The organism is Marivita geojedonensis, assembly GCF_002115805.1.
Lineage (GTDB): Bacteria > Pseudomonadota > Alphaproteobacteria > Rhodobacterales > Rhodobacteraceae > Marivita > Marivita geojedonensis.
This window is the reverse complement of record NZ_JFKC01000001.1, coordinates 521892-547890: the sequence shown is the minus strand read 5'-3', so window position 1 is coordinate 547890 and position 25999 is coordinate 521892. Positions and strand designations below refer to the sequence as shown.

The window sequence follows — 25999 nt, the reverse complement described above, 5'->3', positions numbered from 1 at the left end:
AGGAAAAACATGAAACTATTCCGCGGTGCGCTCTTGGGCGCAGTGTTGGCTCTGCCTGTTCACGCACAGGAAACTATCAACCTCACCGTTGCGTCGAGCCACCCAACAGTGGTTCCTTGGGTCGGTATGATCCAGAGCCATTTCATGTCAAAAACCGATGAATTGCTGGCCGAGGCCGGCAATTATCAGATCGAATGGAACGACGCCTTCGGTGGACAGCTCTACAAAGCCAACGCCACGCTGACGTCTGTGGAAGAAGGCATCACAGATGTCGGATGGGTCTTTTCGTTCCTGGAGCAGGCTAAGCTGCCGCTTAGTCAGGCATCCTCGAACGCGCCCTTCGCAACGTCGAACCCGCCGGTCCTGCTCGACGTCATGGAAGACCTCATCGAGAACAATGAGGCGTTCCGAAATGAGTGGGAGCAACACAACCTGAAGGTTCTCGGACTGACGGCCACGGACCTTTACGATTTCTATCTGAAAGATCCGATCACCGGCATTGATGACCTGAATGGGCGCAAGATCTCGGCGCCCGGCGTTCTGGGCAACTGGCTGCGCGGGACAGGTGCAAACGCCGTCGATGGCGCTCTGACAACATACTACACCGACGTCCAAACCGGTGTATCCGACGGTGTGTTGTCGCTTGCTCTTGGGGCTCTGCCGATCAAGCTTTACGAGGTCGCCCCGTATATCGCGCGCTTCGATGGCGGATCGGTGTTCTCGGGTGCAGTGGCCATCAACCGCGACACGTGGGACTCGCTTCCGGATGAGGTGCAGGCCGCAATGATTGAGGCTGGCAAATACTATACTGCCAGCCACGGTCAGGATCTTGTCGACCGGCATGAATTTGCTCTCAATAAAATGGTCGAACTGGGCGCCCAGATCATCGAGATGCCCGAGGGCGAGACCGCCAAATGGGTGGGTAAATTGCCGAACATCGCTGCCGACTGGGCGGCGCCTCTCGAAGACCGCGGGATCCCGGCCAATGCGTTTCTGGCCGCATATCTTCAGGGGCTCCGCGACGCGGGTGAAACGCCGTTGCGAGACTGGGACAAGTGAGGTCACGCTTTGAGTGTGCCTGACGACAATCGCTCCTTCCCACAAGGGAAGGGGCCTGACACCGCTCTGGAACGGGTTTGGCATAGGCTTGTCGAAGCCTTTGCAGCGACGGGTACAGTGATGATCGGCATTTTGATGGTCATCATTTGCGCCGACATCGTCGCGAGAAACTCCATGGGAGCTTCGCTGCCGCTGATCTCGGAGGGTGGTGCCCTTCTTGTTGTGACGCTTGTCGCGCTGCAGCTGGCAGCCACAGTGCGGGCAGGACGACTGGCCCGAACCGAAGTCTTCATCGTGCCGTTTTCCGCCCGCTTCCCGCGAGCAGGAGCGCTTTTGAACGGTATCTTCGATCTCGTCGGTGCTGTCGTTCTTGGCACGATTGCCTGGGTATCGATCCGCGTGGTCGAAAAGGATGTGTCAGCGGGTGAATTCATCGGGATTACCGGAATGGCGACTCTGCCAACCTGGCCGTTCCGCGTGCTGATCCTTGCGGGCTTTGCCGTTGCGGCCATCGAGTTCGCTGTTCGAATTCTGTCGGCTCTGCGCAAAATGGGGAGTGACGCGCGGTGACTCCCTTCGACATAGGTTTGATCGCCATCGGGGTTCTCGTCCTGCTCATCCTGATCGGCATGCCTATCGGGATTGGTATGTTGGCCGTCTCCTGCGTCGGCGTGCTTTTCATAAGGAATGAGACCGTTGCCATCAGAATGATGACACAAGTCGCGAATGACAGCCTTGAGGAATACCTTTTTGCAGTTGTTCCACTTTTCGTTCTGATGGGGCTGTTGGTGACCGTGTCAGGCGTCGGTAAAGACACCTTTGACGTGTTTCAGAAGATGCTACGGCGCATCACGGCAGGTCTTGGCGTCGCCACTGTTTTCGCCAATGCCGTCTTTGCGGCGATCACCGGGATATCGATTGCGTCGGCAACCGTGTTCAGTCGTATTGCTGTTCCCGAAATGCGCCGACACGGATACACACGCAGCTTTTCGACCGGAGTCGTCGCCGGGTCTTCTGTGCTGGGTATGCTGATCCCGCCGTCACTCTTGATGATCGTCTATGCTGTTCTTGCGGAACAGTCGGTCGGTCGGATGTTTCTTGCGGGCATTGGTCCCGGTCTTCTCTTGGCGGTCGCGTTCACGATCACCATCCTCCTGTTGGCTTGGTCACAGCGGAGTTTCGTGTTCGAAGGTCACGACGACGCCACCTATGATGATATCGGATTGGTCGATGTCATCCGGAAATCCATCCCGATCTTCTCCTTGATGGTCGTCGTGCTGGGGGGACTTTACGGAGGTTTTCTCAACCCCACTGAGGCCGGCGCAGCAGGGGCCTTCGGTGCCTTGGTCATCGCGGTGATGCGCCGCTCGCTTGATCGGGCCACCTTCTGGAGACTGCTGGTCGAAACAGGTCAGATCACGGTTTCCGTTCTTTTCCTGATCCTCGCCGCGACGTTTTTCAGTCGGATGCTTGCACTTTCTGGCGTCCCCCGTGAACTGTCGGAACTGTTCCTGTCAGGCAATATCGGCCCCTACGGATTTCTGGTCGCCTACATTGTCCTGATCGTAGCATTGGGATGCCTGATCGACTCCATCTCAATCATGCTGATCGTTCTTCCGATTGCTTTGCCAATAGCAGACGCCGCTGCGTTCGATCTGATCTGGTTCGGTGTGATTACCGTGATCGCCGTTGAAATAGGTCTACTGACTCCGCCATTCGGGCTGTCGGTCTACACCATTAAATCCGCGATGGATGATCCGGATCTGAAGGTCGGAGAAATCTTCCGTGGTGCGGTCCCCTTCATTCTTGCGATGCTTGCGACGCTTGCGGTGATCGTTGTCTTTCCATCCATCGCCACGTGGCTGGCACAGAACTAATCCAGAGGTTCAAATGAGCAGAATTCTCGTCATTCCCGGCAGTTTGAGAGAGGCGTCGTCCGCCCGTGCAACAGCGCGAGCAATCGTGAATCGTCTTGGCGACCGCGCGACGTTTATTACTGCCGATGTCGGGCGTTTGCCCCACTACAATGCAGATCTAACGGACGATGCGACAGTTGCTGAATTCATCAGTCAGGTCGGCGCCGCAGATGGCATTCTCTTCGTTACTCCGGAATACAACTACAGTATTCCCGGCGTCCTCAAGAACGCCATCGACTGGGCATCGCGACCTGCCTACGCATCTGTTTTCAAGGACAAACCCTGCTTTGTCGTCACGGTGTCCGGTGGCGTGCTGGGCGGCGTTCGCGCACAGGCGCACCTGAAATACATACTCAACGGGATGCTGGCGCGAGTGCATAGCGGCAAGGAGGTGCTTGTTCCGGAAGCGAACGCAAAAATCGTGGATGGCATGATGACGGATGAGACAATTCTCGGGTTTGCTGAAACCGAACTCGCAGGGTTCATCGAAAGCCTCGGCTGAACGCCGACAACAAAATCAACAGAAATGAAGACGAGGGACGAAATATGCGGCTGGTGAGTTTTGAGCGGAAAGATGGGCGGCATTCCTATGGCACTCTGAACGGCGATGAGATTCTCGACGCGGGCGCGGTGCTGGGCGACACGTTTGGCGATTTGAAAAGTGTGTTGTCTGCCGGTGCCGCGAATTCGCTGAGTGGAGTTGGGCAGGCGCTCTCGCTTGCCGACGTCAAGCTGTTGCCGCCGATACCCAACCCGAGCAAGATCATCTGCGTCGGTTTGAACTATCTTCCGCATATTCTCGAATCCGGTCGGGCAAAGCCCGAGTATCCTTCTCTGTTCATCCGTTATCCTGAATCAATCGTCGGGCATGGAACGCCGATTGAGCGGCCAAGTGTAAGCCGTGAATTCGACTACGAGGGCGAGTTGGCGCTGGTTATCGGGAAGGATGGTCGCCACATCAGTGAAGCCGATGCATGGGATCACATCGCAGGATATTCGTGCTTCAACGAAGGTTCTGTCCGCGATTATCAGAACCACACGACCCAGTTCTGGCCCGGAAAAAGCTTTGAACGGTCCGGGTCGATGGGTCCTGCGCTGGTTACGCCGGATGAGGTTGGCGATATCCGCGACCAAACACTGACCACGCGGGTGAATGGAAACGTCGAACAGCATGCCCCGATTTCGGATCTGGCCATCGGCATTCCCGAGATCATCGCTTACGCGTCACACGTGATCACGCTTAAGGCGGGAGATATCATTGTCACCGGCACGCCCGGCGGTGTCGGACGCTATCGCAAGCCGCAGCTCTTTCTCGAACCGGGCATGTCTGTCGAAGTCGAAATTTCCAATGTCGGGCTGTTGGCCAACGGAGTGATCGACGAACCGATGGTTTGAGCGCCGTCTTGGTTCAGTTGGCGTGACTCAACGAGCCTGTTGCCATCGCTTTTCGGTCTTCAAGGATCATGTCAGATGCTTTTTCGCCGATCATGATTGCAGGTGCGTTGGTGTTGCCCGAGACGATCTCGGGCATGATGGAACAGTCCGCCACCCGCAGCCCGGAAATCCCGTGAACGCGCAGCCGCGCATCCACAACTGCGTCCCGCCCTGGCCCCATCTTGCAGGTGCCCGTCGGATGGTAAATCGTCGTGGAATTGTTTCTCGCCCAGTTGAGCGTTCCCTCGTAGTCATCAAGGTCAAGAGAGCTGTCCGGGCGGTACTCTTCGGAGATCTTGTGGGTCAGCGGCTCACAACGCGCGATACGGCGGGCAATCTTGATACCTTCCACAATTGTTCGGCAGTCGGTCTCTGTTGAGAGATAGTTTGGGTGGATCTTGGGGTAGACAGCAGCGTCCGAGGACGCCAGCCGGATCTCCCCCCGGCTCTCGGGACGAAGCTGACACACCGACATCGTGAAAGCCGAGAATGGATGCACCCCAGCGCCGGGGCTGTCCGCAGACCAAGGCTGCACGTGGAACTGAATATCCGGAGTTTCAACGTGATCACCAGTACGCATGAAACCTGTCGCAAGGCTGGCGGCCATTGCCATCGGTCCTGATCGGAACAATGCGTATTTCAGAGCGATACGTGCTTGATCGATCAGGCTTCGCACTTCGTCATTGAGGGTGGGTTCCTTGCACTTGAACACAAGCCGGGCTTGAAGATGGTCCTGCATGTTCTTGCCCACACCATGCAGATCCTGAACCACGTCTATGCCGTGTTCCCGAAGCTGATCCGCTTCTCCGACACCTGATACCATCAGCAATTGGGGCGAACCTATCGCACCGGACGAGAGGATGACTTCGGCGTTGGCCTTTACGACATGCTCGGTCCCCGAGGGGTCTCGATAGGCGACGCCGCAGGCGCGTTTTCCATCGAACACGATCCGGCTTGCCGCAGCCTTTGTGATGATTGTCAGATTCGGGCGCGACTTCGCTGGGTTCAGGAAGGCAACCGCGCTGGAACAGCGCCGACCATTGCGGGTCGTCAACTGAAAGTAACCGACACCTTCCTGTGTTTCGCCGTTGTAGTCGGGGTTGAACGGGTAACCAGCCTCTTGGGCTGCTGCGACCCAGGCATCGCAAATCGGGCGTTGCAGTCGCATGTTCGAGACAGACAGCGGACCCTGATCACCGTGATACTCATCCGCTCCGCGCTCCTGTTTCTCGGATCTCTTGAACAGCGGAAGGACTTCGTCCCAGCTCCAACCCGGGTTTCCCATCTGTGCCCAGCGGTCATAGTCCTGCGGTTGGCCCCGAACATAGAGCAGCCCGTTCAAGGACGATGAGCCACCCAGAACCTTGCCGCGGGGCCAATCCAGCTGACGACCGTTCAGACCAGGATCGGGTTCGGTTCGGTAGCACCAGTCGACCGAGGGGTTGTGCATGGTTTTGAAATAACCGACCGGGATGTGAATCCATGGATTAAGGTCGCGCCCGCCTGCTTCCAGTAGCACCACTTTGATATCCGGACGTGCACTCAGCCGATTTGCCAAGACACAACCGGAAGAGCCGGCGCCTACGATCACATAGTCTGCTTCCACGTCGAAATCCCTGTGGTGATTAAAAAACTCTATGCAAATGGATAATACCGGTCTAGCCTTTTTTGAAACTAAAGATCTCAATAATTGCTAAAGTGGGAGGAGACAATGGCAGTTTATGATCGTATCCGCGGAGTCTCGAGACGAGATTTCTTCAGGATCGCAGGAACTTATGGGATGAGTTCGACGCTGCTCGCGGCGGGGGCGTTTGGCGGGGCAATGACCGCGGCAAACCTCGCGCGGGCGGCAGAATCGACCTATGAGCGTCGCTTCGCGAAAGAGCCGAAGTTCCAGCTTACCTTTGGTGCGGCAGGCTTTAATCCACAGAACCTTCTGATCGAACGCGCCGGGGCTCTTGAGTTTGCGCGCGATATCGAAGCGCGGACTGACGGAGAAATCCGTGTCGAATTCATCGGCAACAACCAGATCTGCGGTCAGCTGTCTTGTGTGGAAAAGACCCAGCAGGGCATCACTGACATTTATGCGGCTTCGACCCAGAACTCGGCCGGCGGCGCGCCTTACCTGAACGTGCTGGACTATGCGTACATGTTCCGCAGCCGCGCAGACCAGTACCACTTCCTGTATCACCCGAAGAGCCAGGAACTTCTTCGCGACCCTTATGAAAAGCGTCACGGTCTGAAGTTCCTGTTCAGCCATGCTGAACTGCGCGGCATTCAACTGGGTCTGTCGTGGCAGGACAAGCCGACAGTTACCAAGCTGGAAGAGCTGTTCGGAACCAAGAACCGCGTGACAGGTACTCAGCTTGGCCGGATCGCAATGAATGCGCTGAACCTCAACCCTGTGCCAGTCGCTTGGGAGGAAACGCTGGACGGTCTCAAGCAGGGCCTCATCGATGGTGCGGAGACATGGGCATCGGCTGTGGCCTACGCCAACATGTCGCCTGTAGTCAGCCAGTGTGTCGATCTCAAATTCTTCTGCGGGACCGAGCACACGGCAATGAGCGCGTCTATCTTCGACAGCCTTGGTGGCGAATTGCAGGATGCCGTTATGGAGTCCGCCTACTGGGCGCAGACCCATGTGCAGGCCGCCAACGAAGCTGCACTGGTCAAAACCGTCGGTTTCTCAGATCCGCAGATGCCGGGAACGATCTTTGCCGAGAACGACGTCCGTGTGGCGTTCCTCGACGATGCCGAGATCAAGAAGGCCGAGGAAATGTGCTCGCCCGAATACCAGCCGCAGCTCTGGGAAGAGTGGCGCGAGCGCCTCAACGGCTGGGCCGGTGGCCTCGATACCTATCAGGAAATCTACAACATCGCGCGCGAGATCGATGCAGATACGCTGCCCGAGAACGTGGAGCCCCGCCGCTGGTGGAAAGGCTGATACGCACTTGCTAGCCTGACATCCTGTCCCGGCCACCGGGACAGGATTTCGTATTCGGACCGACAGATCGGGATCAACCCGGCGGGTCCAACCTAAGGGAGGAGGGGCCAATGTCGATCTGGTCCGACTTGGGCACGCTTGTGGCGGCCTTTGCCAGTCAGGATTCGTTCGAGATCAGACAAGCGCTGAGATCGGACACGTCATGGATCTTTGGAGCGGTTTTTCTGATCATATCCGGAACGCTACTCGCGTGGGTGTACCAACGCGTTCCTGTGATCGAGCGGTATTTCGAGCGTACCGTGATGGTCACCAGTTATCTGGCGATTGCCCTGATCATCTTCTGGGGCGTGATCGACCGGTTCATTTTCTCCAATCAACAACCTTGGTCGACGACAATCCCGCCACTGCTGTTCATGATCATGGCGTGGTTCGGTGCTGCGTATAACATCCGCGTCAGGACGCACCTAAGCTTTTCTGAATTCAGAACGGCAATGCCTCGCACAGCGCAGTTCCTTTGCCTCTGGCTGGACTTCTTCTTATGGTTCGGGTTCGCCCTCATCATGTTTGTTACGACAATGCGCCTGGTCGCGCTGTCGGCGTCGAATTTCCAGATTGTTCTCGGGACAGATAACACCATGCAGTGGTGGTTCCTGATTGCTGCGCCGATCGCGGCAACCCTTATGGCGGCACGTGCTGTCGAGAACATCCAGGATGATGTGAAGAATTACCGAAGCGGGCAACCCTTGATCCGCCAAGCTGTGATCGGAGGAGACACCTGATGGCGGACGGAACTCTGATCACGCTGATCTCAATCGGCGTAACCCTGCTGTTCATGCTGGGTGTGCCTGTCTTGCTCGTGATCGCCTACTGGGTCGTTGGCTGTTCATTTGTTCTGGGATTGACCCTCGACAATATGGGCGCCGAGCTTCTCAATGTATTCAACAAGGGCTTCGCTCTCTTGGCGATGCCACTGTTCATTCTGACAGGGGACCTCATCAACAAATCGGGCATTGCGCGACGCTTATCCGATTTCGCTTATGCATGCCTTGGCTGGTTGCGCGGTGGTCTGGCCATGGCATCTCTCGGGGCATGTGGGCTGTTTGCCGCGATTTCCGGATCCAACTCGGCCACGACAGCCACCATCGGGTCGATGTTGCACCCCGAGATGGTCAAAGGTGGATATGACGAGCGCTTCTCAGCCGCGACGGCGGCGGCGGGCGGGACGGTCGGGATCATCATCCCTCCCTCGATCATCTTTATCGTCTACGGTTTTCTGATGAACCTACCGATCTCTGATCTCTTCGTGGCCGGTATCATTCCCGGAGCGCTGATGGTTATTGGCATGCAGTTGGCGTGCTGGATAATCTGTCGGATCAATGGTTGGGGCTACCTGATCCCGCTGCAACTCAATCGCGTGCTGAAGACGGCATTTGGTGCATGGCTCGGTTTCTTTGCCATCGGATTGGTGCTCTGGGGTATCTACACCGGCAAGTTCTCCCCGACGGAAGCCGCAGGCGTGACCGTTGGCTTTTGTATCATCGCGGGCCTTGTGTCTTGGGTACTCAGCCGTGTGATGCGGCAGGATCCGAACAAGACCTGGGAAGACAAGAGTTACGGTGAGATGCTTGTCGTCGAAGGGTTCACTCTGTGGCAGATCCCCGGTATCACGATGCGGTCTGCGGAAATCACCGGAATCCTTGCACCACTGATCGCCATTTCGGTTGTGATGCAGCAGATCCTGTCGCTCCTTGGGGCACAGCAGGTAATTGGAGATTTCGTAACCGCGATGGGCGGGTACTACGCCGTGCTCTTCACCGCGATGATCATTGTATTCTTTTCGGGCATGGTTCTTGAGTCCCTGCCAGTCACGATCATTCTCGCGCCGATCCTTGCGCCCATTGCGTCAAGTGTAGGTGTAGACCCGATCCATTTCTCGGTGATCTTCCTCGTTGGGGCCTCAATTGGCTTCATCACGCCGCCCTACGGACTGAACCTTTACGTGGCGTCCGGGGTGACTGGCGTTCCCTATTTCCGCCTGCTTCGATACACGGTACCCTATCTTATTGCGTTGATCGGTGTCTGGATCCTTGTGTCCCTCACACCTGAACTCGCGTTGTTCCTGTTGCCGAATAGGTGAGCGTACTGAATGCCCAAAGACCCCGACACAGATACGAAAGGACAAATTCCGACCAACCTAAGGCTCTTACTTGTCATTGAAGAGGTGGCCCGCGCGGGCGTGCCGGTATCACCCGCCGCTTTAGGCGAGGCACTCGACCTTCCCAAGCCAACGATCCATCGTCTGCTGACAACGGCAGAAGAGGAAGGATTTCTTCAACGCGACATCGATGGTCGATCATATGGTCCGGGTCGCAGACTCAGAAAGCTGGCCGGCAATACGCTGTCGTCACAGCGCTTGCGGACCGAACGCCTGATCATAATGCAGGCACTTGCAGGTGAAGTGGGTGAGACCTGCAATCTTGCTGCTCCGGGTAGATATGGCATGGTGTATTTGGATCGGGTTGAAACCCATTGGCCGCTCCGAATTCAGCTGCCAGTCGGTACGCAGGTGCCGTTTCACTGTACGGCCAGCGGCAAGATGTATCTGTCTTCTCTTCGCGCCGACAAGCTGAAGCGCCTGTTGTCCTGGTTGGAGCTGAAGCCTTCAACGAAGAAGTCGATTTCCGGAAAACAGGACCTTCTTGACGAATTGGCAGCGACACGCGCGCGCGGCTACTCCACCGATAATGAAGAGTTCATGGATGACATGGTGGCCATCGCCTGTCCCATCCGGGATACCGAAGGCCGTCTCCTGACAACTCTGTCAATACATGCTCCGCGTCAAAGGCATGATCTGGAAAGCCTGAGCAAGATGGTCCCGCAGGTGCGGCAAGCAGCGTCGCGCCTTGAAAGCTTGGGGCGGGAATAATCGGCGCCTGCGTGGTGAGTGAATGACAAAGAGAGGCTTCGAAAGAAGCCTCCCTGTCGTGAACTGCCGTTTCCGATCTATTAAAGAATGGCTTCGAAAAGGGCTCTCGTGTTCGCCTCTGTCATCTTGACTGGATTGCCGCCGGTCGAAGGATCGTTCAGCGCATCGCGGACGAGGACGTCGATATTCGCATCCTTTACCCCAAGACCCGTGAGCGACTTTGGAATGGCGAAGCTGTCGTTGAACTGATCGACAAAAGCGCAGAAGCCGTCGAACCCGCCGTCGATGCCCAGATAACCCGCCGCGCGGTCAAACCGGTCGCGGATGGCGTCGGCGTTGAACCTGAGCACAGCCGGCATGCAAACGGCATTGGTTGTGCCATGATGCGTATGATGATGCGCGCCGATGGGGTGGCTCAGGGCGTGGATTGCGCCGAGGCCTTTCTGGAAAGCGGTCGCACCCATGGCGGCGGCGCTCATCATGTTGGCGCGGGCTTCGATGTCGGTCCCGTCCGCATAGGCGCGGGGCAGGTTGTCGACGACAAGGCGCATACCTTCCAAAGCGATGCCCTGACTCATCGGGTGGTAATGCGGGCTGGAATAAGCCTCGACACAGTGGGCGAAGGCATCAAGGCCTGTGCCTGCGGTGATGAACTTGGGCATGCCCACGGTCAGTTCGGGGTCACAGATCACCACGGCGGGAAGCATCTTGGGGTGGAAGATGATCTTCTTCTCATGCGTTTCCGAATTGGTGATGACGCTGGCGCGGCCCACTTCGGACCCGGTGCCGGCGGTGGTCGGCACGGCGACGATCGGGTGGATGCCGACAGGATCAGCGCGGGTCCACCAGTCGCCGATGTCCTCAAAATCCCAGAGCGGGCGGGACTGGCCCGCCATGAAGGCAAGCGTCTTGGCGAGGTCGAGGCCAGAGCCGCCGCCAAAGGCGATGACGCCGTCAAAGCCGCCTTCGCGGTAGACTTTCAGACCTTCTTCGACGTTCTTTTCGTTCGGGTTGGGATCAACATCCGCGAATAGCGCGCGGCCCAAACCCGCCTGTTCGACGAGGTTCAGGGTCTTGGTGGTGATCTCCATATTCGCGAGGCCCCGGTCGGTGACGAGGAGCGGTTTGGAGATGCCAGCGGCGAGGCATGCCTCGGCGATTTCCGAGATGCGGCCCGCGCCGAAACGGATGGTGGTGGGGTAGGACCAGTTTCCAGTAAGCGACATCGGCTTATGCCTTCTTGAGATGGTAGGATTTGGGGCGTGTCAGGGCCTGATACGCCAGTTTTGACAGACCTTGGCCGCGTCCGGTGTCCTTGCAGCCGGTCCAGCAGAGCGCGGGGTCGAGGTAATCGCAGCGGTTGAGGAAGACGGTGCCGGTCTCGATCCGGTCGCCGATAGCCTCGGCGGTGGCGGTGTCGGCAGACCAGATCGACGCCGTAAGGCCGAATTGGCTGTCATTCATCAGCGCGATGGCTGCCTCATCGTCCTTGACCGGCATGATGCCGACGACGGGGCCGAAGCTTTCGTCGCGCATGACGCGCATCTTGTGGCTGACATTGGTCAGGATCTGCGGGGTCAGGTACGCGCCGCCATCATCCGCGGGCATGGTGTCGATATGCGCCTTTGCGCCATCGGCCAGCGCCTCTTCGATCTGGGCGCGAACTTCCTTGGCGAAGCGGACATTGGCCATCGGGCCCATCGTTGTGTCCGGGTCCAGAGGGTTGCCGAGTTTCTGCGCGTTGACCCAGGCGACGGCCTTTTCGACGAATTGGTCGAAAAGGCTTTCGTGCACATAGATGCGTTCGATGCCGCAGCAGCACTGGCCCGAGTTGAACATCGCGCCATCGAGCAGCGTGTCGACCGCTGCGTCGATATTGGCGTCAGCGCGGACATAGCCGGGGTCTTTGCCGCCAAGCTCGGTCGAGACCGGGATGAAGGTGCCCGCTGCCGCGCGTTCGATGGCCCGACCACCGCCGACCGAGCCGGTGAAGTTGACGAAGTCCACCGCACGTTCAGAGAGCAGCGCCGAGGTCGTGTCGTGGTCGAGAACAAGGTTCTGGAACACGTCGTCGGGCACACCCGCCGCGTGGAAGGCTTCGGCCAGATGGTCGCCCACGGCCAGCGTCTGCCCTGCGTGCTTCAGGATCACGGTATTGCCCGCGATGAGGGCGGGGGCCACCGTGTTGATCGCGGTCATGTAGGGGTAGTTCCACGGCGCAATAACAAGGACGGTGCCCCAGGGAGTGCGCTTGATCAGGCGGCGGAACGCGTCGCTGTCTTCGATCTGCATCGGTGCGAGCGACTCTTTGGCAACATCGGCCATGTAGGTGAGGCGTTCGTTGAAGCCACCGTATTCGCCGCCATAGCGGACGGGACGGCCCATCTGGTGCGCCAGCTCGGTCGCCATGCGGTCTTTCTGCTGGCCGATGATTTCCCCCGCCTTGCGCACCAGTGCGATGCGTTCGGACAGCAGGAGCGCCGCCCAACCGGCTTGGGCGGCCTTGGCGCGTTTGGCAGCGTCAAATGCTGCGTCGCGGGTCAGAACCTCGCGTGTGAGGTACACCGATCCGTCAATCGGGGAGATCAGGTCTACGGTCTTGGTCATGTGAATGCCTGCGTCATATCGTGTTCAAGTTCGTTCAGGCTGGTCTGCTGGATCAACCAGTCCCCATCCTTGTCTTTCGTCAGTGTGTTCACGCTAGCGCCGTGAACTCGCATTGGTCCGTTGTCGCCGGGAACGTCCGCCGAATAAGCGACGAGGCAGAAGCCGGCTGCACCATCGAGAGCTGCGTCGAGCACAATCATCGATTTGTTGGTTTCACCTTCAAGAAACCATGCGGCATGTTCGTCGCGAATGGCGGCCCGACCAATGGCCGGAGGGCCGTAAGGCGACAGGATCACACCAGTTTCTGCATAAAGATCAGCGCATCCCTCTGGGTCATGAGCCGCGTACCTTTCCAGGTATCGGTTCATGACTCTTTGGAATTGATCCTTTGCAGTCATTGTCAGGACCGTTCAAATCCGCGCTGGAGTTCCCAGTCGGTGACTACGGCGTCAAAGGTTTCCTGCTCAACCTCGGCGGCACGGGTGTAGTGGTCGATCACGTCATCGCCCATCGCGGTGCGAAGCATTTTGGAATTGCGCAGGGTTTCGGTCGCGGCACGAAGGGTGGCCGGGATCTCGGGGATGTGGTGCATGTGGTAGACATCGCCGGAGACCGGCTCTTCCAGTGACAGCTTTTCTTCCATCCCGGCGATCCCAGCGGCGAGTTGTGCCGCGCAGGCGAGGTAGGGGTTGATGTCGCTTCCAGGGATGCGGCATTCGATCCGGACGCCTTTGGTGCCGTCGCCCACAAGGCGGTAGCCTGCGGTACGGTTGTCTACCGACCATGCGATCTTGGTGGGGGCGAAGGTGCCCGGCAGGAAGCGCTTGTAGCTGTTGATGTACGGCGCGAGGAAAACGGTCATATCCGGAGCGTATTTGATCAGGCCCGCGACGTAGGATTTCATCGTGTCCGACATGGTCAGCTTGGCGTCCGCGTCGTGGAACACGTTGGTGTCGCCCTTGAACAGCGACTGGTGCACGTGGGCGGCGCTGCCCACCTTGTCGGCGCGCCACTTGGGCAGGAAGCTGGCCGCGTGGCCGTTCATCTGGGCGATTTCCTTGACCGCATGTTTCGCGATCGTGTGATTGTCGGCGCAGGCAAGCGCATCGGCGTAACGGATGTTCAGCTCTTCCTGACCGGTTTCGGCTTCGCCCTTGGAGTTTTCGACCGGCACACCTGCCGCCACCAGATGGTTGCGGATCGGACGCATCACGTGTTCTTCGCGGGTGGTCTGGAGGATGTTGTAGTCTTCGTTATAGCCGCTGATCGGGGTCAGGTTGCGGTAGCCGGATTTGCGGATCTCGTCGTAGCTGTGCTCGAAGAGAAAGAATTCCAGTTCGGTCGCCATCATGGGCGTGAGGCCCATCGCGTCAAGGCGCGCGATCTGTTTCTTGAGCATCTGGCGCGGGGAATGGGGGACCGGTTCGTGCGTGTGGTGGTCGATCAGGTCACAGAGCACCATCGCCGTACCTTCGAGCCACGGCATCGGGCGCAGCGTGGCCATGTCCGGCTTCATCACGTAATCGCCATAGCCTGCGGTCCAGCTGGTGGATTTGTAGCCGTCAGGGGTGGCCATCTCGAGGTCAGTGGCCAGCAGGTAGTTGCAGCAGTGGGTCTCTTTCCATGCGGATTCGAGGAAGTTCGAGACATGGAAGCGTTTGCCCATCAGGCGGCCCTGCATGTCGACCATGCAGACGAGAACAGTGTCGATTGCGCCGGTTTCGGCGGCGTTGCTCAAAGCATCCAGGGTCATGTGGGCCATTGGCGTGTCCTTTGCTTTCACGGTCAAAGCGACCCCCGGCAAGGGGATCGCTTTTCGATGGAATGTGCTTCGATTATTCGAAGTTGTACGGCGCGCCAGCCTGGTTGATGACGCTGTTGTACTCGCGGAAGATGTTGATGATCTTCTGCTGGATCTCGCCTTCCTCGGCAACCTCGTTCCAGAACTCCTTCGCGGCGTTCTCGACCTCGGCCCATTCGCTCGGCGGAACCTGGCGCAGTTGCAGCTTGTCGCCATTGGCGCGCAGGGCAGCTTCACCGCCCCAGTACCACTGGTTGCGATAGGTGTGGCCAGCTTCGGTGGCTGCCATCACGACGGACTTGAGGTGATCCGGCAGGTCTGCCCAGCGCTGTTGGTTGACGAACCACGAACCGATCCACGCACCCGAGATGTTGTTGGTGAGGAAGTAGTCTGTCACATCCGCCCAGCCGACGGTGTAGTCTTCGGTGATGCCGGACCAGGCCATGCCGTCAAGCTCGCCCGTCTGCACCGCGACTTCGGCGTCTTCGTAGGGGATCGAAACCGGCACGACGCCGAATTTCGACAGGAAGCGACCAGCGGTCGGGAAGGAATAGAGGCGCAGACCGTCGAGGTCGGCAACCGAGGTGATTTCCTTCGTGGTGTTGAAGTTACATGGATCCTGACCGGCGGCCGAGATCCACTGCACGCCGACCTTGGCGTATTCCTCTTCCCAGATTTCCTTGAGGCCGTACTGGTTGAACAGCACCGGGACGTCGAGGATATGCTTGGTGGCGAATGGGAAGTAACCGCCGAACTGGCGCAGCGGGGTCGGGGATGCCATGGAGTCGTCGTCCGAGTGTACGCCGTCGATGGTGCCGCGCTGAAGCGCCTGGAACAGTTCGCCCGTGGGGACGATCTGATCGGCGTAGAACAGCTCGACCGTGAGTTCACCGTTGGAGTTGTTGTTGATGTAGTCGATGACCGGCTTGGTCACGTGCTCACCCAGAGCGGCCCCGGCATAGGTCTGGAAGCGCCAGGTGATACCGGACTGTGCCTTGACGATTGCGGGCGCTGCAAGGCTTGCTGCTGCACCGATCCCGGCGGTTCTGAGAAACTTACGTCTTGTAGTCATGTCATTTCCTCTCGGTTGGGTTGCTGCCCCGCTTCCGGGGTCTTTTTGGTTATTTGTCGTACACGTATTCCGGCAGCCAAAGGGCTATATCCGGGAAGATCATGATGATCGCGAGTGCCATCACCATCACTGCTACGAAGGGAAGGATGGATGTGTAGATGTCACGAAGGCTGATTTCCGGCGGAGCCATCGCGCGCATCAGGAAGAGGTTATAGCCGAAGGGCGGCGTCATGTAGGCGATCTGGGTCGTGATCGTGTAGAGGATGCCGTACCAGATCAGATCGAAGCCCAGTGCGCCCACCAACGGAACGTAAAGCGGCGCGACGATCACCAGCATGGCGGTGTCGTCAAGGAATGTACCCATGATGATGAAGCTGAGCTGCATCAGGATCAGGATCATCCACGGGTTCAGACCAAGCTGTTCCGTAAACAGGTTCTCGATCGCCTTGACCGCGCCCAAACCGTCGAACACGGCGCCGAAGGCCAGCGCAGCGAGGATGATCCACATGAACATGCACGAGATGCCCAGCGTGTTGCGGACCGAGTTCTCGAACACCTCGCGGGTCATTCGGCCTTTGAGGACGGCAGCCATGAAGGCGGCGATGGCTCCGATGGCCGAGCTCTCGACAAGTGAAGTCCATCCGTTGACGAAAGGCACCATCATCACGAAGAAGATGACGAGCGGCAACAGACCGGCGCGCAGCAAGCGCAGCTTTTCTGCGCGGGGAATGTCGCGCTCCTCCGGCGAAAGAACCGGGCCAAGAGACGGGTTCAGTTTGCAGCGGATCACTATGTAGAAGATGAACATCGTCGCCATCATCAGTCCCGGGATCACACCTGCGAGCCACAGTTGGCCGACCGGTTGACGGGCGATCATCGCGTAGAGAACCAGCACAACAGAGGGTGGCACGAGGATACCCAGAGATGACCCGGCCTGGATCACCCCCGTCACCATGCGTTTGTCGTATCCGCGCCTCAAGAGTTCGGGCAGCGCGATGGTGGCGCCGATGGCCATGCCCGCAACGCTGAGCCCGTTCATGGCCGAGATCAGAACCATCAGGCCGATGGTGCCGACAGCGAGGCCGCCAGACAGGCCACCCATCCAGACGTGGAACATCTTGTAGAGGTCATCGGCAATGCGGCTTTCCGAGAGCACGTAGCCCATGAAGATGAACATCGGCAGCGTCAGCAGCGGATACCATTTCATCAACTTCATCGCCGCCGAGAAACCCAGGTCGTACCCACCCCGGTCACCCCAGAGGAAGAACGCCGCGACCACGGCCACAAAGCCAATGGCACCGAACACGCGCTGGCCCGTCAGGAGCATCAGCATCATGGTCGAAAACATGAGTGCCGCAATCAGTTCATACGGCATCAGATTTTTGCCCCCATGTCATGTCCCTTGAGGCGCAGGATGTCCTTGGCCAGTTCGCAGAGCACTTGCAGCAGCATCAGGAAGATCCCGATCACCATAATGACCTTGATCGGCCAGAGGTACGGCCGCCACGAGGTGGGGCTGCGTTCGAGGAAGCCAAGCTCTGCATTGCCGGTGGCGAGGCCCGCGAAAAAGCTGATCGGTTCAGAGCCGAAATAGCCCAGCGAGTAGGCTGTCGAAGCGATGCCGCCATAGAGCAGGAAAACCAGGTAGACGAGCAGGAATACCACGGTCAACGCGTCGATGGCGGCTTTGCGGCGATCGCTCATTTCACCGTAGATCAGATCCATGCGCACGTTCGATCCCAGCTGGATCGAATAGGGGCCGCCAAGGATGTAATAGGCGACCATGGCAAACTGAGCCATTTCCAGCGTCCAGAGCGAAGGCAGGAAGAACACTTTCGACACTGAAGACCAGAGCAGGATGCCCATCATCACGAAGATGCCGTACATCACGATCCGCCCGATTATGCGGTTGAACGGGTCGATCACCCGAACATAGGCCTGCAACGCGCCCGTCATGTCGCCTCCTGCTCTGCCAATGCCTTGGTCAGCATTCCCGCAAGGATGTCGGCAAATCGGGAAACACCAGCCGCATCGGAGATCAGGTCATTACGAACCTCGATCATGACATTTTGCAGACCGCGCGGGATCGCATGTTCGCGCAGGGTGTGGGTCACGCCATCGGTTGCGTCGTAGGGCGCATTCAGTCTGGTATCCAGCCCATCTGGGGCGCTTGCCAACATCGCCCTGGCCAGCCTGTCGTCGCTGTCATGCAGCAGACCAAGTTCAACTTCACGGGGTACGCCAAACCATACCGGTGTGAAGGAGTGTATCGTTACCAGGACAGGTGGCGCAGCAAAGGAATCGAGCGTGTTGCTCAGCAAGCTGCGGAAAGGTTCATAAATTTCGGTCACCCGCGCGGCCCGGTCTGTCTCCGACAACGCGGCATTTCCGGGAACGTCGATCACTTCGGATCGTGTTGGGATTGCATCCGGAGCAGTTGGCGGACGATTGCAGTCATAAACCAGTCGCGACACGCGGGCGCACACCAATGGTGCATTGAGTATGCGCGACAATGCGATGGCCAGCTCCCGCCCCCCGATATCCCACGCAGCATGGCTCAGGCGATGCTCTGGCGCGAGTCCAAGATCGTTGAGTCGCTGCGGTATGAAGGCGCTGGCATGTTCGCAAACGAGACAGATCTGCGCAGCGCCATCAGGCGCAATCACTTCAGCGGCGGGGCCGTCTGCTTCTGCCAGAATCGTATGTTGCGCGGATGTGGTCACGCAACTCATTAGGGTGCTGGCCCAGTCACCTGTCAAGATAATTTCGTTGATTTTTGTACCAATGAATTGCAGAATGTAGTGATTGCTACAAAAGGCATCAAACGATGGCAAAACCCTTGTCTGTCAAGGATCGTTTGCACGATCAGGCGGTTTCGCTGACACCCGCAGAACGACAGCTGAGCGGGGTTCTCATGCGCGATTACCCGGTGGGAGGTCTGCAATCCATTACCAAGATCGCAGAGGCGGCCGGTGTTTCGACACCCACCGTCATCAGGTTGGCCCGCAAACTTGGTTTCGACGGCTTTCCAGAATTGCAGTCGGCAATGCGCGAGGAAGCGTCAGCACAATTCAAGACCCCGATCCATAAGAGAGAGGGCTGGGGCAGCGCGCAGCCAGGGTCGGCAGCATTCAAGGCGTTTGCCGAGGCGGTGTTCGACAATCTCAGCCGAACAATCGACAGGCTGCGGCCTGAAACGCTGGACGCGATCGCCCGTGTTCTGGCGGACCGGCAAAGGCCGCTTTTTCTTTCCGGTGGGCGGATTACGCGGTCGAATGCCGATTACTTCTACAATCATCTTCAGATCATCCGCCCCGGCGTGACGCTTCTGGGGGCATCCCCCAACGTCTGGCCGCAATACATCCTCGATATGGACCGGGCCTCGGTCCTTATCCTTTTCGACATTCGCCGCTATGAACGTGACCTTGAACGCCTGGCTGAACTGGCAAAAGAGCGCGAGGCAGAAATCGTTCTATTCACCGATCAATGGGGGTCACCGATTTCCAAACTGGCCGATCACGTGGTCAACGCGTTGATCGAAGTTCCTTCGAACTGGGACTCCACACTGGCAATCAATCTGGTGATTGAAGCCTTGATCGCCGAGGTGCAGACACGCGTATCGGACACGGCGCGCGCCCGGATCGAGGCGTTGGAGGACATGTTTCAGTCCACCCGCATCTTCCGAAAGTCACCGTAAAGCCGGCGCAGGTTCGTCGTCGGTGAGGCGACTGTCCAACAACTGGCCCTCACGTAGAAGAATGGGGTGCGCAACGGTCACGATCCAGGAATGGATTTCCTTCAGTGTGTAGGCCGTTTCGATGTGCACGTCGCTTGAGGCAAAGCTCTCCGGCACACCGGCACTAAGGCGCTTGAGATGTTCCTTGCGCGTCTTCCGTTCGAGGCGCGCCATTTCAGCTTTTTCTTCCAAGAGCTGGCGGGCACCGATCAGATCGTTGCTGACCAGTACGCTGGACGCAGTCTGAAGGTTTTGGCACAGCCGCTTATGCAGGCCGGACAGTTCGGCAAATCCAGCCTTAGAGAACGACAGGCCATTCACCGATTTTTCTTCGGCCAGTGGCAGCAGTCGCTTCACCAGCAGGTCTCCCGCGGCTTCGATGGCGATGGCGTAATCCACCAGCGCACGCAGCTCGCGTTTTTCCGATTTCTGCATTGCATGGTGCGGCAATTCAGCAGCAAACAGTCGAATGTCATGGAGCGCCTTGTTTAGGATATCATCCTCTGCGGTCAGCGCGCGGGCCTGATCCCTGTCGTATGACTGATAGAGGGTCATCGTCGGGGCCAGCATTTCTGACAAAACATCCGCCATGCGAATGACCTCCCGCCGCAGACAGGCCAGTGCCCGCACCGGGGTGTCCGTCGTACCCGGATCAAGATGCGATCTGTGCAGGGGTTTGGGCGTTTTATTCGAGGCAAGATCCGGCATCACCCGGAGAAGCACTGTTTCGAGCGGTCGCGCCAGCAGGACAAGCGACAGCACACAGAAGTTGAACGCGATATGTACGGCCACCAGAGTAGCGGCATCGCTCAATCGGGCAGCACTGTCGGGCAGGCCAAGCAGATCTATCAGGGTTGCCACAACGACAGCCGCAAAGCCGCGCAGAATGAGATTGGCCACCGGGATGCGCCGCACCGATGGCGCAGCTCTCCGGGTCAACCAGACCGGAATGAACGCAGATCCCAGGTTGGCTCCCAAGACCAGAGAGATACCCGCCGCCAATGGGAGGGCGCCAATGCCGACAACGGCAACCGTCATCAGGATGGTCGCGACCGAACTGTGCATAACGAAGGCAAGTGCGGCCCCCGTCAGAAATGCAGTAACAAAGTCCTTCTCGAAGTAGCCGGCAAGCGCCGGAAGAATGGCGCTGTCGCGTACGGGTTCAACAGCTTCTCTGAGATATCGAAGCGCGATCAGGATCAGAGCGATACCGACAAGTATGCGACCCGCCTGTTTCCAGTTCCGCGCCTGCGATTTCAGAAAAAGCAAACCACCCACGACAAGCAGCGCGGGTATGACTTCTTCCAATGGGAAAGACAGCAGCATGATCAGCAAGGCTGACCCGAGATCTCCGCCGAGAACCATCGCGAGACCGGGGGCAAACCCGATACCTCCCGTTCCTGCAAAACCAGCCACCAAGAGGGTCACGGCCGCCGAACTCTGAAGGACCATCGCCATCAACAGACCAGATGTCATCATTGTCAGCGGGCCACGCGGTGTGCCCATCGCCCGATGCAGGCGCGGTCCGAGCGCGCGCTCGATCCCGGTTCGCACCATGCGAACAGCGAACAGCAGCAATAAGACTGCACCGGAGAGATGGAGGAGGAAGGAAAGTATTTGCATTTGCTTTCAAGTTACTCAGAACAGCGCAAGGATCATGATGCCTCCGGCTACGATGGTTGCAGCGACAAGTCTACGGCCCGCGGGTCCCTCGCCCATCCAGATCACACCGATCAACGCGGCAAAGATCACCGATGTTTCACGCACGGCGGACACAATGCCAATCGGTGCAAGGGTCTTGGCAAACAGTGCAAGGCCATAGGCGAGTCCCGAGATAACACCACCCGCCAGACCAAGCGCAAGGGCCTTTCTCCCAATTGCGCGCGTACGTTCGTATTGTCTTGCGAACACGAACCCTGCGACACAGACCTCGGCAGAGAACAGCCAGGTGACATATCCGACCGGAGATCCGGACACCCGAATTCCGATCCCGTCAACCACGGAATAGGCCGCAATAATCGCGGAATTCAGAAGCGCAGCCCAAATCCCCCGTTTGTCCGCATGGCGAACAGCGGCCAAAACCATGATCCCGGCAGATATCGTGAAGATACCAATCCATGCCCACAGAGACAGATGTTCGTCAGCCCAGATCATGGCACCCATTGCGACCATCACAGGGGCAGTTCCACGGGCGATCGGGTAAATCAGGGACAGGTCTCCAAAGCGATAAGAGACATTCAGGAAGTAGTAGTATGCCCAGTGAATAACCGTAGAGGCGACGATATAGGGAAAGGCTGCAGCAAGCGGAACGGGAACAAACGGCAAGAGAAAAAGCGCGGGAACACAATGGCCGGTTGCAACAAGGCCGAGAGTGATCGCCCTGTCTCCTGATGCTTTGACAAGAGCGTTCCACAACGCATGAAGAAGCGCAGCCGAGAGAACGATGGCAAGGACGGCAGCGGTCACACCTGCGCCTTTGTTGCGTCGATGACGATGTCGAGGGCTGTGTCTAGATCGGCTTCAGAGATCACCAGCGGCGGCGACAGGGTCAGAACACTGCCAGCGCTGATCTTGAAGCTGAGGCCTTTGTCGAGGCAGGCGTAATAGATGCGCTCGGCCCGGTCGGGATCGGGGGTGCGGCTGTCGCGGTCGGTGACGATCTCGACCCCGAACATGAGGCCGCGACCGCGGATGTCGCCGACATACGGGTGATCATGCAGCGCGTCCTTCAGGCGGTCCTGCGCGTGGGCGCCAAGAGTGGCGGAGCGGTCGACCAGACCTTCGTCCTCGATGATGTCGAGCGTGGTCAGGGCGGCACGGGCGGTGACGGGGTTTTTCTCGTGCGTGTAGTGGCCGATGGCGAAGTCGCCGGCGACGTTCAGATCGTCCCGCGCAATGATCCCCGCGATGGGAAGCATGCCGCCACCAAGCGCCTTGCCCAGAACCACGATGTCGGGCTCGATCCCGTCATGGTCGAAGGCGAACATGCGGCCGGTCTTGCCGAGGCCGGTGGGAATTTCATCCATGATGAGCAGCGCGCCGTGTTTGCGGCAGGCGGCCTGCACCGCTTGCCAGTAGCCCGGCGGTGGGACGACGGGCACAGCGCGCATGGGTTCGGCGATCACCGCCGCCACGTCGCCTTCGCGGGCAAGTGCGAATTCGACCATCTTGGCGCAGGCAAGGGCACAAGTTTCAGGTCCGGGGTGACCGTAGGCGCAGTGATAGCAGTGGAAGGGCGCGACGTGCTCCGCACCCGGCAGGAGCGGGCCTGCGATATGGCTGCGGAAGGTGGCTTCGCCGCCCACGCTGGACGCGCCAAAGCCTGCTCCGTGGAACGCGTCCCAGAAGCTGATCGTCTTGAACCGTCCCGTGGCAGCGCGGGCAAGGCGCAGGGCAACTTCGACGGCATCCGATCCGCCAGTCGTGAAGAGAACGCGGTTGAGGGTGCCGGGTGCGATCTGGCCCAGGCGTTCAGCGAGCGTGACGGAGACATCGTTGGTGAATCGGCGCGGTGAGAAGGGCAGCGCGTCGATCTGGTCTTTCACCGCCTGCACAAGGCGCGGGTGGCCATAGCCGATATGATGTACCGAGTTGCCGTGGAAATCCATGAAGCGGCGACCGCTGGTGTCTTCGATCCAGATGCCTTCGGCCTTGGCGATGGTACTGAGGCAAGGCGAGGACAGCGACTGGTGCAGGAAAGCGTTAGCATCGCGCGCGAGCAGGTCGCGGGTTTCGTTATGTGTTTCCCGCGACGCCCATTCGGCCCGCGCGGCGCTGGTGTTGGCTTCGCCTTCGGTGTGACGGGTTATGGCCACGGCAGGGAGTAGGTTTTGACGTTGGTGAAGAACTTCATCGCTTCGATGACGCCTTCCTTGACGCCGTTGCCGCTGTCCTTGATGCCCCCGAAGGGCGACATCTCGATCCGGTAGCCCGGCTGTTCCCAGATGTTGCAGGTGCCGACGTTGAGCCCGTTGATATAGGCAATCGCGCGGTTCAGGTCGTTGGTGCATACGCCGGAGGACAGCCCGAAATCGGTGCTGTTGGAGATGCGCATCACCTCTTCGTCGTTGTCGGGGACGCGGACGATGGGGATGATCGGTCCGAAGGTTTCCTCCATCACCAGTTCGCTGTCATGAGGAACATGATCGACCACGATTGGCGGGAGCAGTGCGCCCCTGCGGCCCGGATCATACAGCACTTTCGCGCCTTGATCTGCGGCCATGTAGACCCGTTTTTCGAACAGCTCTGCGGCTTGCGCGTGTATCACGCAGCCAAGCTCGGTTGCCGGATCCTGCGGATCGCCGAATTTGATCTTCTTGGCCTTCTCGACCACCAAAGGCACGAATTTGTCGGCAACGCTTTCCTGCACAAGAATGCGCTTGATCGCGGTGCAGCGCTGGCCGGAGTTGCCGGTGGCGCCCGCAACGGCAATGGTCGCGGCCTTGTCGAGATCGGCATCGCTCAGGTCGTTGCAGACGATCAGGGGGTCATTGCCGCCCAGTTCGAGTGCGGTGCGCTTGTAGCCCGCTTTGGAGGCGATGAGTTTGCCGACAGGGACGCCGCCGGTGAAGGTGATGATGTCGATGTTTTCGTTCGTCACCATCTCGTCGCCGATATCGGCGGGCATGCCGGTGACAACCTGGAACATCTCGGGCGGCAGGCCCGCCTCATACAGGATGTCGGCCAAGGTCAGCGCCGTGAGTGGTGTCAGTTCCGTGGGCTTGCACACCATGCAGTTGTTGGTGGCAATCGACGGTGCGATCTTGTGGCTGACCATGTTCAGTGGGTGGTTGAACGGGGTGATCGCGCTGATTGCGCGGACGGGTTCGCGCATGGTGAAGATCTTGCGCGCCTTGCCGTTGTGGGTGAGGTCGCAGGAGAAAATCTCGCCATCGTCCTTGAGCGCTTCGGCGGCAGCGAACTGGTACACGTCCTGCGCGCGCTTGGTCTCGTAGATCGAGTGCTGGTGGCAGATGCCCAGTTCCAGCGTCAGCCACTTGGCAAGGTAATCTCGGCGTTCGCCGATCAGTTCTCCGGCACGTTGCAGGATTCGGCTGCGTTCGTAGCGGGTGAGCTTGGGCTGATAGTTCGCGGCAATCTCGAACGCGCGTCGGGCGTGTTCGGCGGTGCCCATCGGGACGGTGCCGATCACCTCGTCGGTGTAGGGATAGCGGACTTCGAGCCGAGCATCGGTGTCGACCTTTTCACCACCGATGCGCATCTGTTCGTGACGGATCTCGGTCATGCGGTCACCTCTTCGAGCGCGGCGGCGGTGGTGGCGTAGAAGAATGCATCGAAGTTGCGCAGGGTCGGTGCGTCAGGCAGGTCGATCTTGCGGTTCACGATGAACGGCACTTCCTGTTCGGTCAGCCCGCCATGGCTGCGCAGCGGTTCCTTGAGCGCGGCAAGGTCGTGGTGGTGTGCAGAAGTGCCGATGGTCATGTTCTCGGTCGAGATCATGACGATGTCGCCGATGCGGTCTGCGGGCAGTTCGTATTTCTGAACTGCGGTGGCCTTGTCCACAACCTCGAGCATCTCCGGCAGCGCGCGCAGGCGGGCGATGATGTCGGCCTGATCTGCGCCCGAAGGCAGGTAAGCTGTGGCGAACGACCCAAGCGCGCCATGGTGCACCACGTATGGGTCCGTGATCGGCAGGATCACGCGCGCGGCTGCCTCGCCCAACCACTCGTCGAGCAAATCCTGAACGTAGATGACGGCAGGGTCGCCGTTGGCGTCATGCTTGGGCTTCATGCCGTGGTCGGCGGTGACGACGATGGCAGCTCCCATGGCGTCCAGTTCGGTCAGGTACTTGTCAAACATCGCGTAGAAGTCTTTGGCGCCCTGTTCATCAGGGGCGAACTTGTGCTGGATGTAGTCGGTGGTGGACAGGTACATCACGTCCGGTTTCCACTCTTTCAGCAGCTTTACGCCTGCCGCAAAAACGAATTCCGACAGGTCGGCGGAATAAACCTCGGGCACGGGCATGCAGAGCCAGTCGGACGCCTTGTCGATGCCGTGTTCCGCTTTGGTCGTGTCACCCGAGCGTTCGGATGAAAACGCGATGGCGCGGTCTTCGTCGAATTTCAGACCCGCACCCAGCAGCGCGCGCAGCTTGTCCTTGGCGGTGACAACGGCGACCCGTGCGCCAGCCTCGTAGAACTTGGAGAACACTGTCGGCGCGCGCAGGAAGCGAACGTCGTTCATCATGACTTCCTGACCGGTTTCCGGTTCATAGAGGAAGTTGCCGCAGATGCCGTGCACTGCAGGAGGACGACCCGTTGCGATGCTCATGTTATTGGGGTTCGTGAAGGAGGGGATCACCGAATGGGCCAGACGGTCTGTCCCGGTTTCGCGGATGCGCTTGAGCGTCGGCATCAGTCCTTCGGCGATGGCGACCTCAAGGTATTCGGGTTCGCAGCCATCCAGACAGATTGCAATCGCGCAGGTCTTGGGCGCGGGGTAGCTGCGGTCGTTGGCGACCACGGGATTGTTAATCGGCATATC

24 protein-coding genes are annotated in these 25999 nt (G+C 58.8%); 10 read left to right on the top strand and 14 right to left on the bottom strand.

Going from position 1 to position 25999, the window contains the following annotated elements:
• Positions 1-9 precede the first annotated feature (9 nt).
• The 5 genes from MGEO_RS02680 to MGEO_RS02660 all read left to right on the top strand — a co-directional run bounded on the left by MGEO_RS02680 (position 10) and on the right by MGEO_RS02660 (position 4370).
• A complete protein-coding gene (locus MGEO_RS02680) occupies positions 10-1059 on the top strand; it encodes a C4-dicarboxylate TRAP transporter substrate-binding protein (protein WP_085635133.1) in 1050 nt (349 codons plus the stop codon).
• Between the two features lie 120 nt (positions 1060-1179).
• Entirely contained in the window at positions 1180-1629 is a 450-nt protein-coding gene (locus tag MGEO_RS02675) for a TRAP transporter small permease subunit (RefSeq protein ID WP_085635132.1), read from the top strand.
• Positions 1626-2936, top strand: a complete 1311-nt coding sequence (locus MGEO_RS02670) for a TRAP transporter large permease (RefSeq protein WP_085635131.1) — start codon at positions 1626-1628, stop codon at positions 2934-2936. The genes MGEO_RS02675 and MGEO_RS02670 overlap by 4 nt, the downstream gene beginning before the upstream one ends.
• Positions 2937-2949: 13 nt before the next feature.
• Positions 2950-3477, top strand: coding sequence for an NADPH-dependent FMN reductase (locus MGEO_RS02665; protein WP_085635130.1), 528 nt, complete (start codon positions 2950-2952; stop codon positions 3475-3477).
• A 44-nt stretch (positions 3478-3521) separates the two neighbouring features.
• On the top strand, positions 3522-4370 hold the full coding sequence (locus MGEO_RS02660; RefSeq protein ID WP_085635129.1) for a fumarylacetoacetate hydrolase family protein: 849 nt from the start codon (positions 3522-3524) through the stop codon (positions 4368-4370).
• A 13-nt stretch (positions 4371-4383) separates the two neighbouring features.
• Here the strand turns inward: MGEO_RS02660 and MGEO_RS02655 are convergent, their stop codons facing one another.
• Positions 4384-6015, bottom strand: coding sequence for a GMC family oxidoreductase (locus MGEO_RS02655; RefSeq protein WP_085635128.1), 1632 nt, complete (start codon positions 6013-6015; stop codon positions 4384-4386).
• A 105-nt stretch (positions 6016-6120) separates the two neighbouring features.
• On the opposite strand from MGEO_RS02655, the gene MGEO_RS02650 reads away from it, so the two are divergent.
• The 4 genes from MGEO_RS02650 (at position 6121) to MGEO_RS02635 (ending at position 10279) form a co-directional block, all read left to right on the top strand.
• Positions 6121-7353 carry a TRAP transporter substrate-binding protein gene (locus MGEO_RS02650; RefSeq protein ID WP_085635127.1) on the top strand — a complete coding sequence of 411 codons (1233 nt, stop codon included), beginning with the start codon at positions 6121-6123 and terminating at the stop codon, positions 7351-7353.
• 110 nt (positions 7354-7463) lie between these two features.
• Complete coding sequence (locus MGEO_RS02645) at positions 7464-8132, top strand: TRAP transporter small permease (protein WP_085635126.1); 669 nt, start codon at positions 7464-7466, stop codon at positions 8130-8132.
• Complete coding sequence (locus MGEO_RS02640; RefSeq protein ID WP_085635125.1) at positions 8132-9490, top strand: TRAP transporter large permease; 1359 nt, start codon at positions 8132-8134, stop codon at positions 9488-9490. The genes MGEO_RS02645 and MGEO_RS02640 overlap by 1 nt, the downstream gene beginning before the upstream one ends.
• A gap of 9 nt (positions 9491-9499) precedes the next feature.
• Positions 9500-10279 (top strand): IclR family transcriptional regulator, encoded by a 780-nt coding sequence (locus MGEO_RS02635; RefSeq protein WP_085635124.1) that lies wholly within the window; start codon positions 9500-9502, stop codon positions 10277-10279.
• Between the two features lie 80 nt (positions 10280-10359).
• Here the strand turns inward: MGEO_RS02635 and MGEO_RS02630 are convergent, their stop codons facing one another.
• The 8 genes from MGEO_RS02630 to MGEO_RS02595 form a co-directional block, all read right to left on the bottom strand.
• Positions 10360-11505: an iron-containing alcohol dehydrogenase gene (locus MGEO_RS02630; RefSeq protein ID WP_085635123.1), complete on the bottom strand. Its 1146-nt coding sequence runs from the start codon at positions 11503-11505 to the stop codon at positions 10360-10362.
• 4 nt (positions 11506-11509) lie between these two features.
• Positions 11510-12886 (bottom strand): aldehyde dehydrogenase family protein, encoded by a 1377-nt coding sequence (locus MGEO_RS02625; protein ID WP_085635122.1) that lies wholly within the window; start codon positions 12884-12886, stop codon positions 11510-11512.
• A complete protein-coding gene (locus MGEO_RS02620; RefSeq protein WP_085635121.1) occupies positions 12883-13284 on the bottom strand; it encodes a YybH family protein in 402 nt (133 codons plus the stop codon). The genes MGEO_RS02625 and MGEO_RS02620 overlap by 4 nt, the downstream gene beginning before the upstream one ends.
• A gap of 2 nt (positions 13285-13286) precedes the next feature.
• The gene (locus tag MGEO_RS02615; RefSeq protein ID WP_085635120.1) at positions 13287-14648 is read right to left on the bottom strand and encodes a glutamine synthetase family protein; all 1362 of its coding nucleotides are present in this window, start codon (positions 14646-14648) and stop codon (positions 13287-13289) included.
• 73 nt (positions 14649-14721) lie between these two features.
• On the bottom strand, positions 14722-15759 hold the full coding sequence (locus MGEO_RS02610; RefSeq protein WP_085635119.1) for a TRAP transporter substrate-binding protein: 1038 nt from the start codon (positions 15757-15759) through the stop codon (positions 14722-14724).
• A gap of 49 nt (positions 15760-15808) precedes the next feature.
• Positions 15809-17134, bottom strand: a complete 1326-nt coding sequence (locus MGEO_RS02605) for a TRAP transporter large permease (protein ID WP_085635118.1) — start codon at positions 17132-17134, stop codon at positions 15809-15811.
• On the bottom strand, positions 17134-17715 hold the full coding sequence (locus MGEO_RS02600; protein ID WP_085635117.1) for a TRAP transporter small permease subunit: 582 nt from the start codon (positions 17713-17715) through the stop codon (positions 17134-17136). The genes MGEO_RS02605 and MGEO_RS02600 overlap by 1 nt, the downstream gene beginning before the upstream one ends.
• Positions 17712-18593: an N-formylglutamate amidohydrolase gene (locus MGEO_RS02595; protein WP_233139534.1), complete on the bottom strand. Its 882-nt coding sequence runs from the start codon at positions 18591-18593 to the stop codon at positions 17712-17714. The genes MGEO_RS02600 and MGEO_RS02595 overlap by 4 nt, the downstream gene beginning before the upstream one ends.
• On the opposite strand from MGEO_RS02595, the gene MGEO_RS02590 reads away from it, so the two are divergent.
• Positions 18587-19456: a MurR/RpiR family transcriptional regulator gene (locus tag MGEO_RS02590; protein WP_085635115.1), complete on the top strand. Its 870-nt coding sequence runs from the start codon at positions 18587-18589 to the stop codon at positions 19454-19456. The two genes, MGEO_RS02595 and MGEO_RS02590, sit on opposite strands and share 7 nt — an antisense overlap.
• Here MGEO_RS02590 and MGEO_RS02585 read toward each other — a convergent pair.
• Genes MGEO_RS02585 through phnA form a run of 5 tightly spaced genes read right to left on the bottom strand, consistent with a single transcriptional unit; the run spans position 19448 to position 25996 of the window.
• Positions 19448-21073: a Na/Pi cotransporter family protein gene (locus tag MGEO_RS02585; RefSeq protein ID WP_233139533.1), complete on the bottom strand. Its 1626-nt coding sequence runs from the start codon at positions 21071-21073 to the stop codon at positions 19448-19450. The genes MGEO_RS02590 and MGEO_RS02585 overlap by 9 nt on opposite strands.
• 60 nt (positions 21074-21133) lie before the next feature.
• The gene (locus MGEO_RS02580) at positions 21134-21961 is read right to left on the bottom strand and encodes a DMT family transporter (protein WP_085635113.1); all 828 of its coding nucleotides are present in this window, start codon (positions 21959-21961) and stop codon (positions 21134-21136) included.
• Positions 21958-23310, bottom strand: a complete 1353-nt coding sequence (gene pbfA, locus MGEO_RS02575; protein ID WP_085635112.1) for a (R)-1-hydroxy-2-aminoethylphosphonate ammonia-lyase — start codon at positions 23308-23310, stop codon at positions 21958-21960. The genes MGEO_RS02580 and pbfA overlap by 4 nt, the downstream gene beginning before the upstream one ends.
• Positions 23301-24740 carry a phosphonoacetaldehyde dehydrogenase gene (gene phnY / locus MGEO_RS02570; RefSeq protein ID WP_085635111.1) on the bottom strand — a complete coding sequence of 480 codons (1440 nt, stop codon included), beginning with the start codon at positions 24738-24740 and terminating at the stop codon, positions 23301-23303. The genes pbfA and phnY overlap by 10 nt, the downstream gene beginning before the upstream one ends.
• The gene (gene phnA / locus MGEO_RS02565) at positions 24737-25996 is read right to left on the bottom strand and encodes a phosphonoacetate hydrolase (protein ID WP_085635110.1); all 1260 of its coding nucleotides are present in this window, start codon (positions 25994-25996) and stop codon (positions 24737-24739) included. The genes phnY and phnA overlap by 4 nt, the downstream gene beginning before the upstream one ends.
• Positions 25997-25999: the final 3 nt, after the last annotated feature.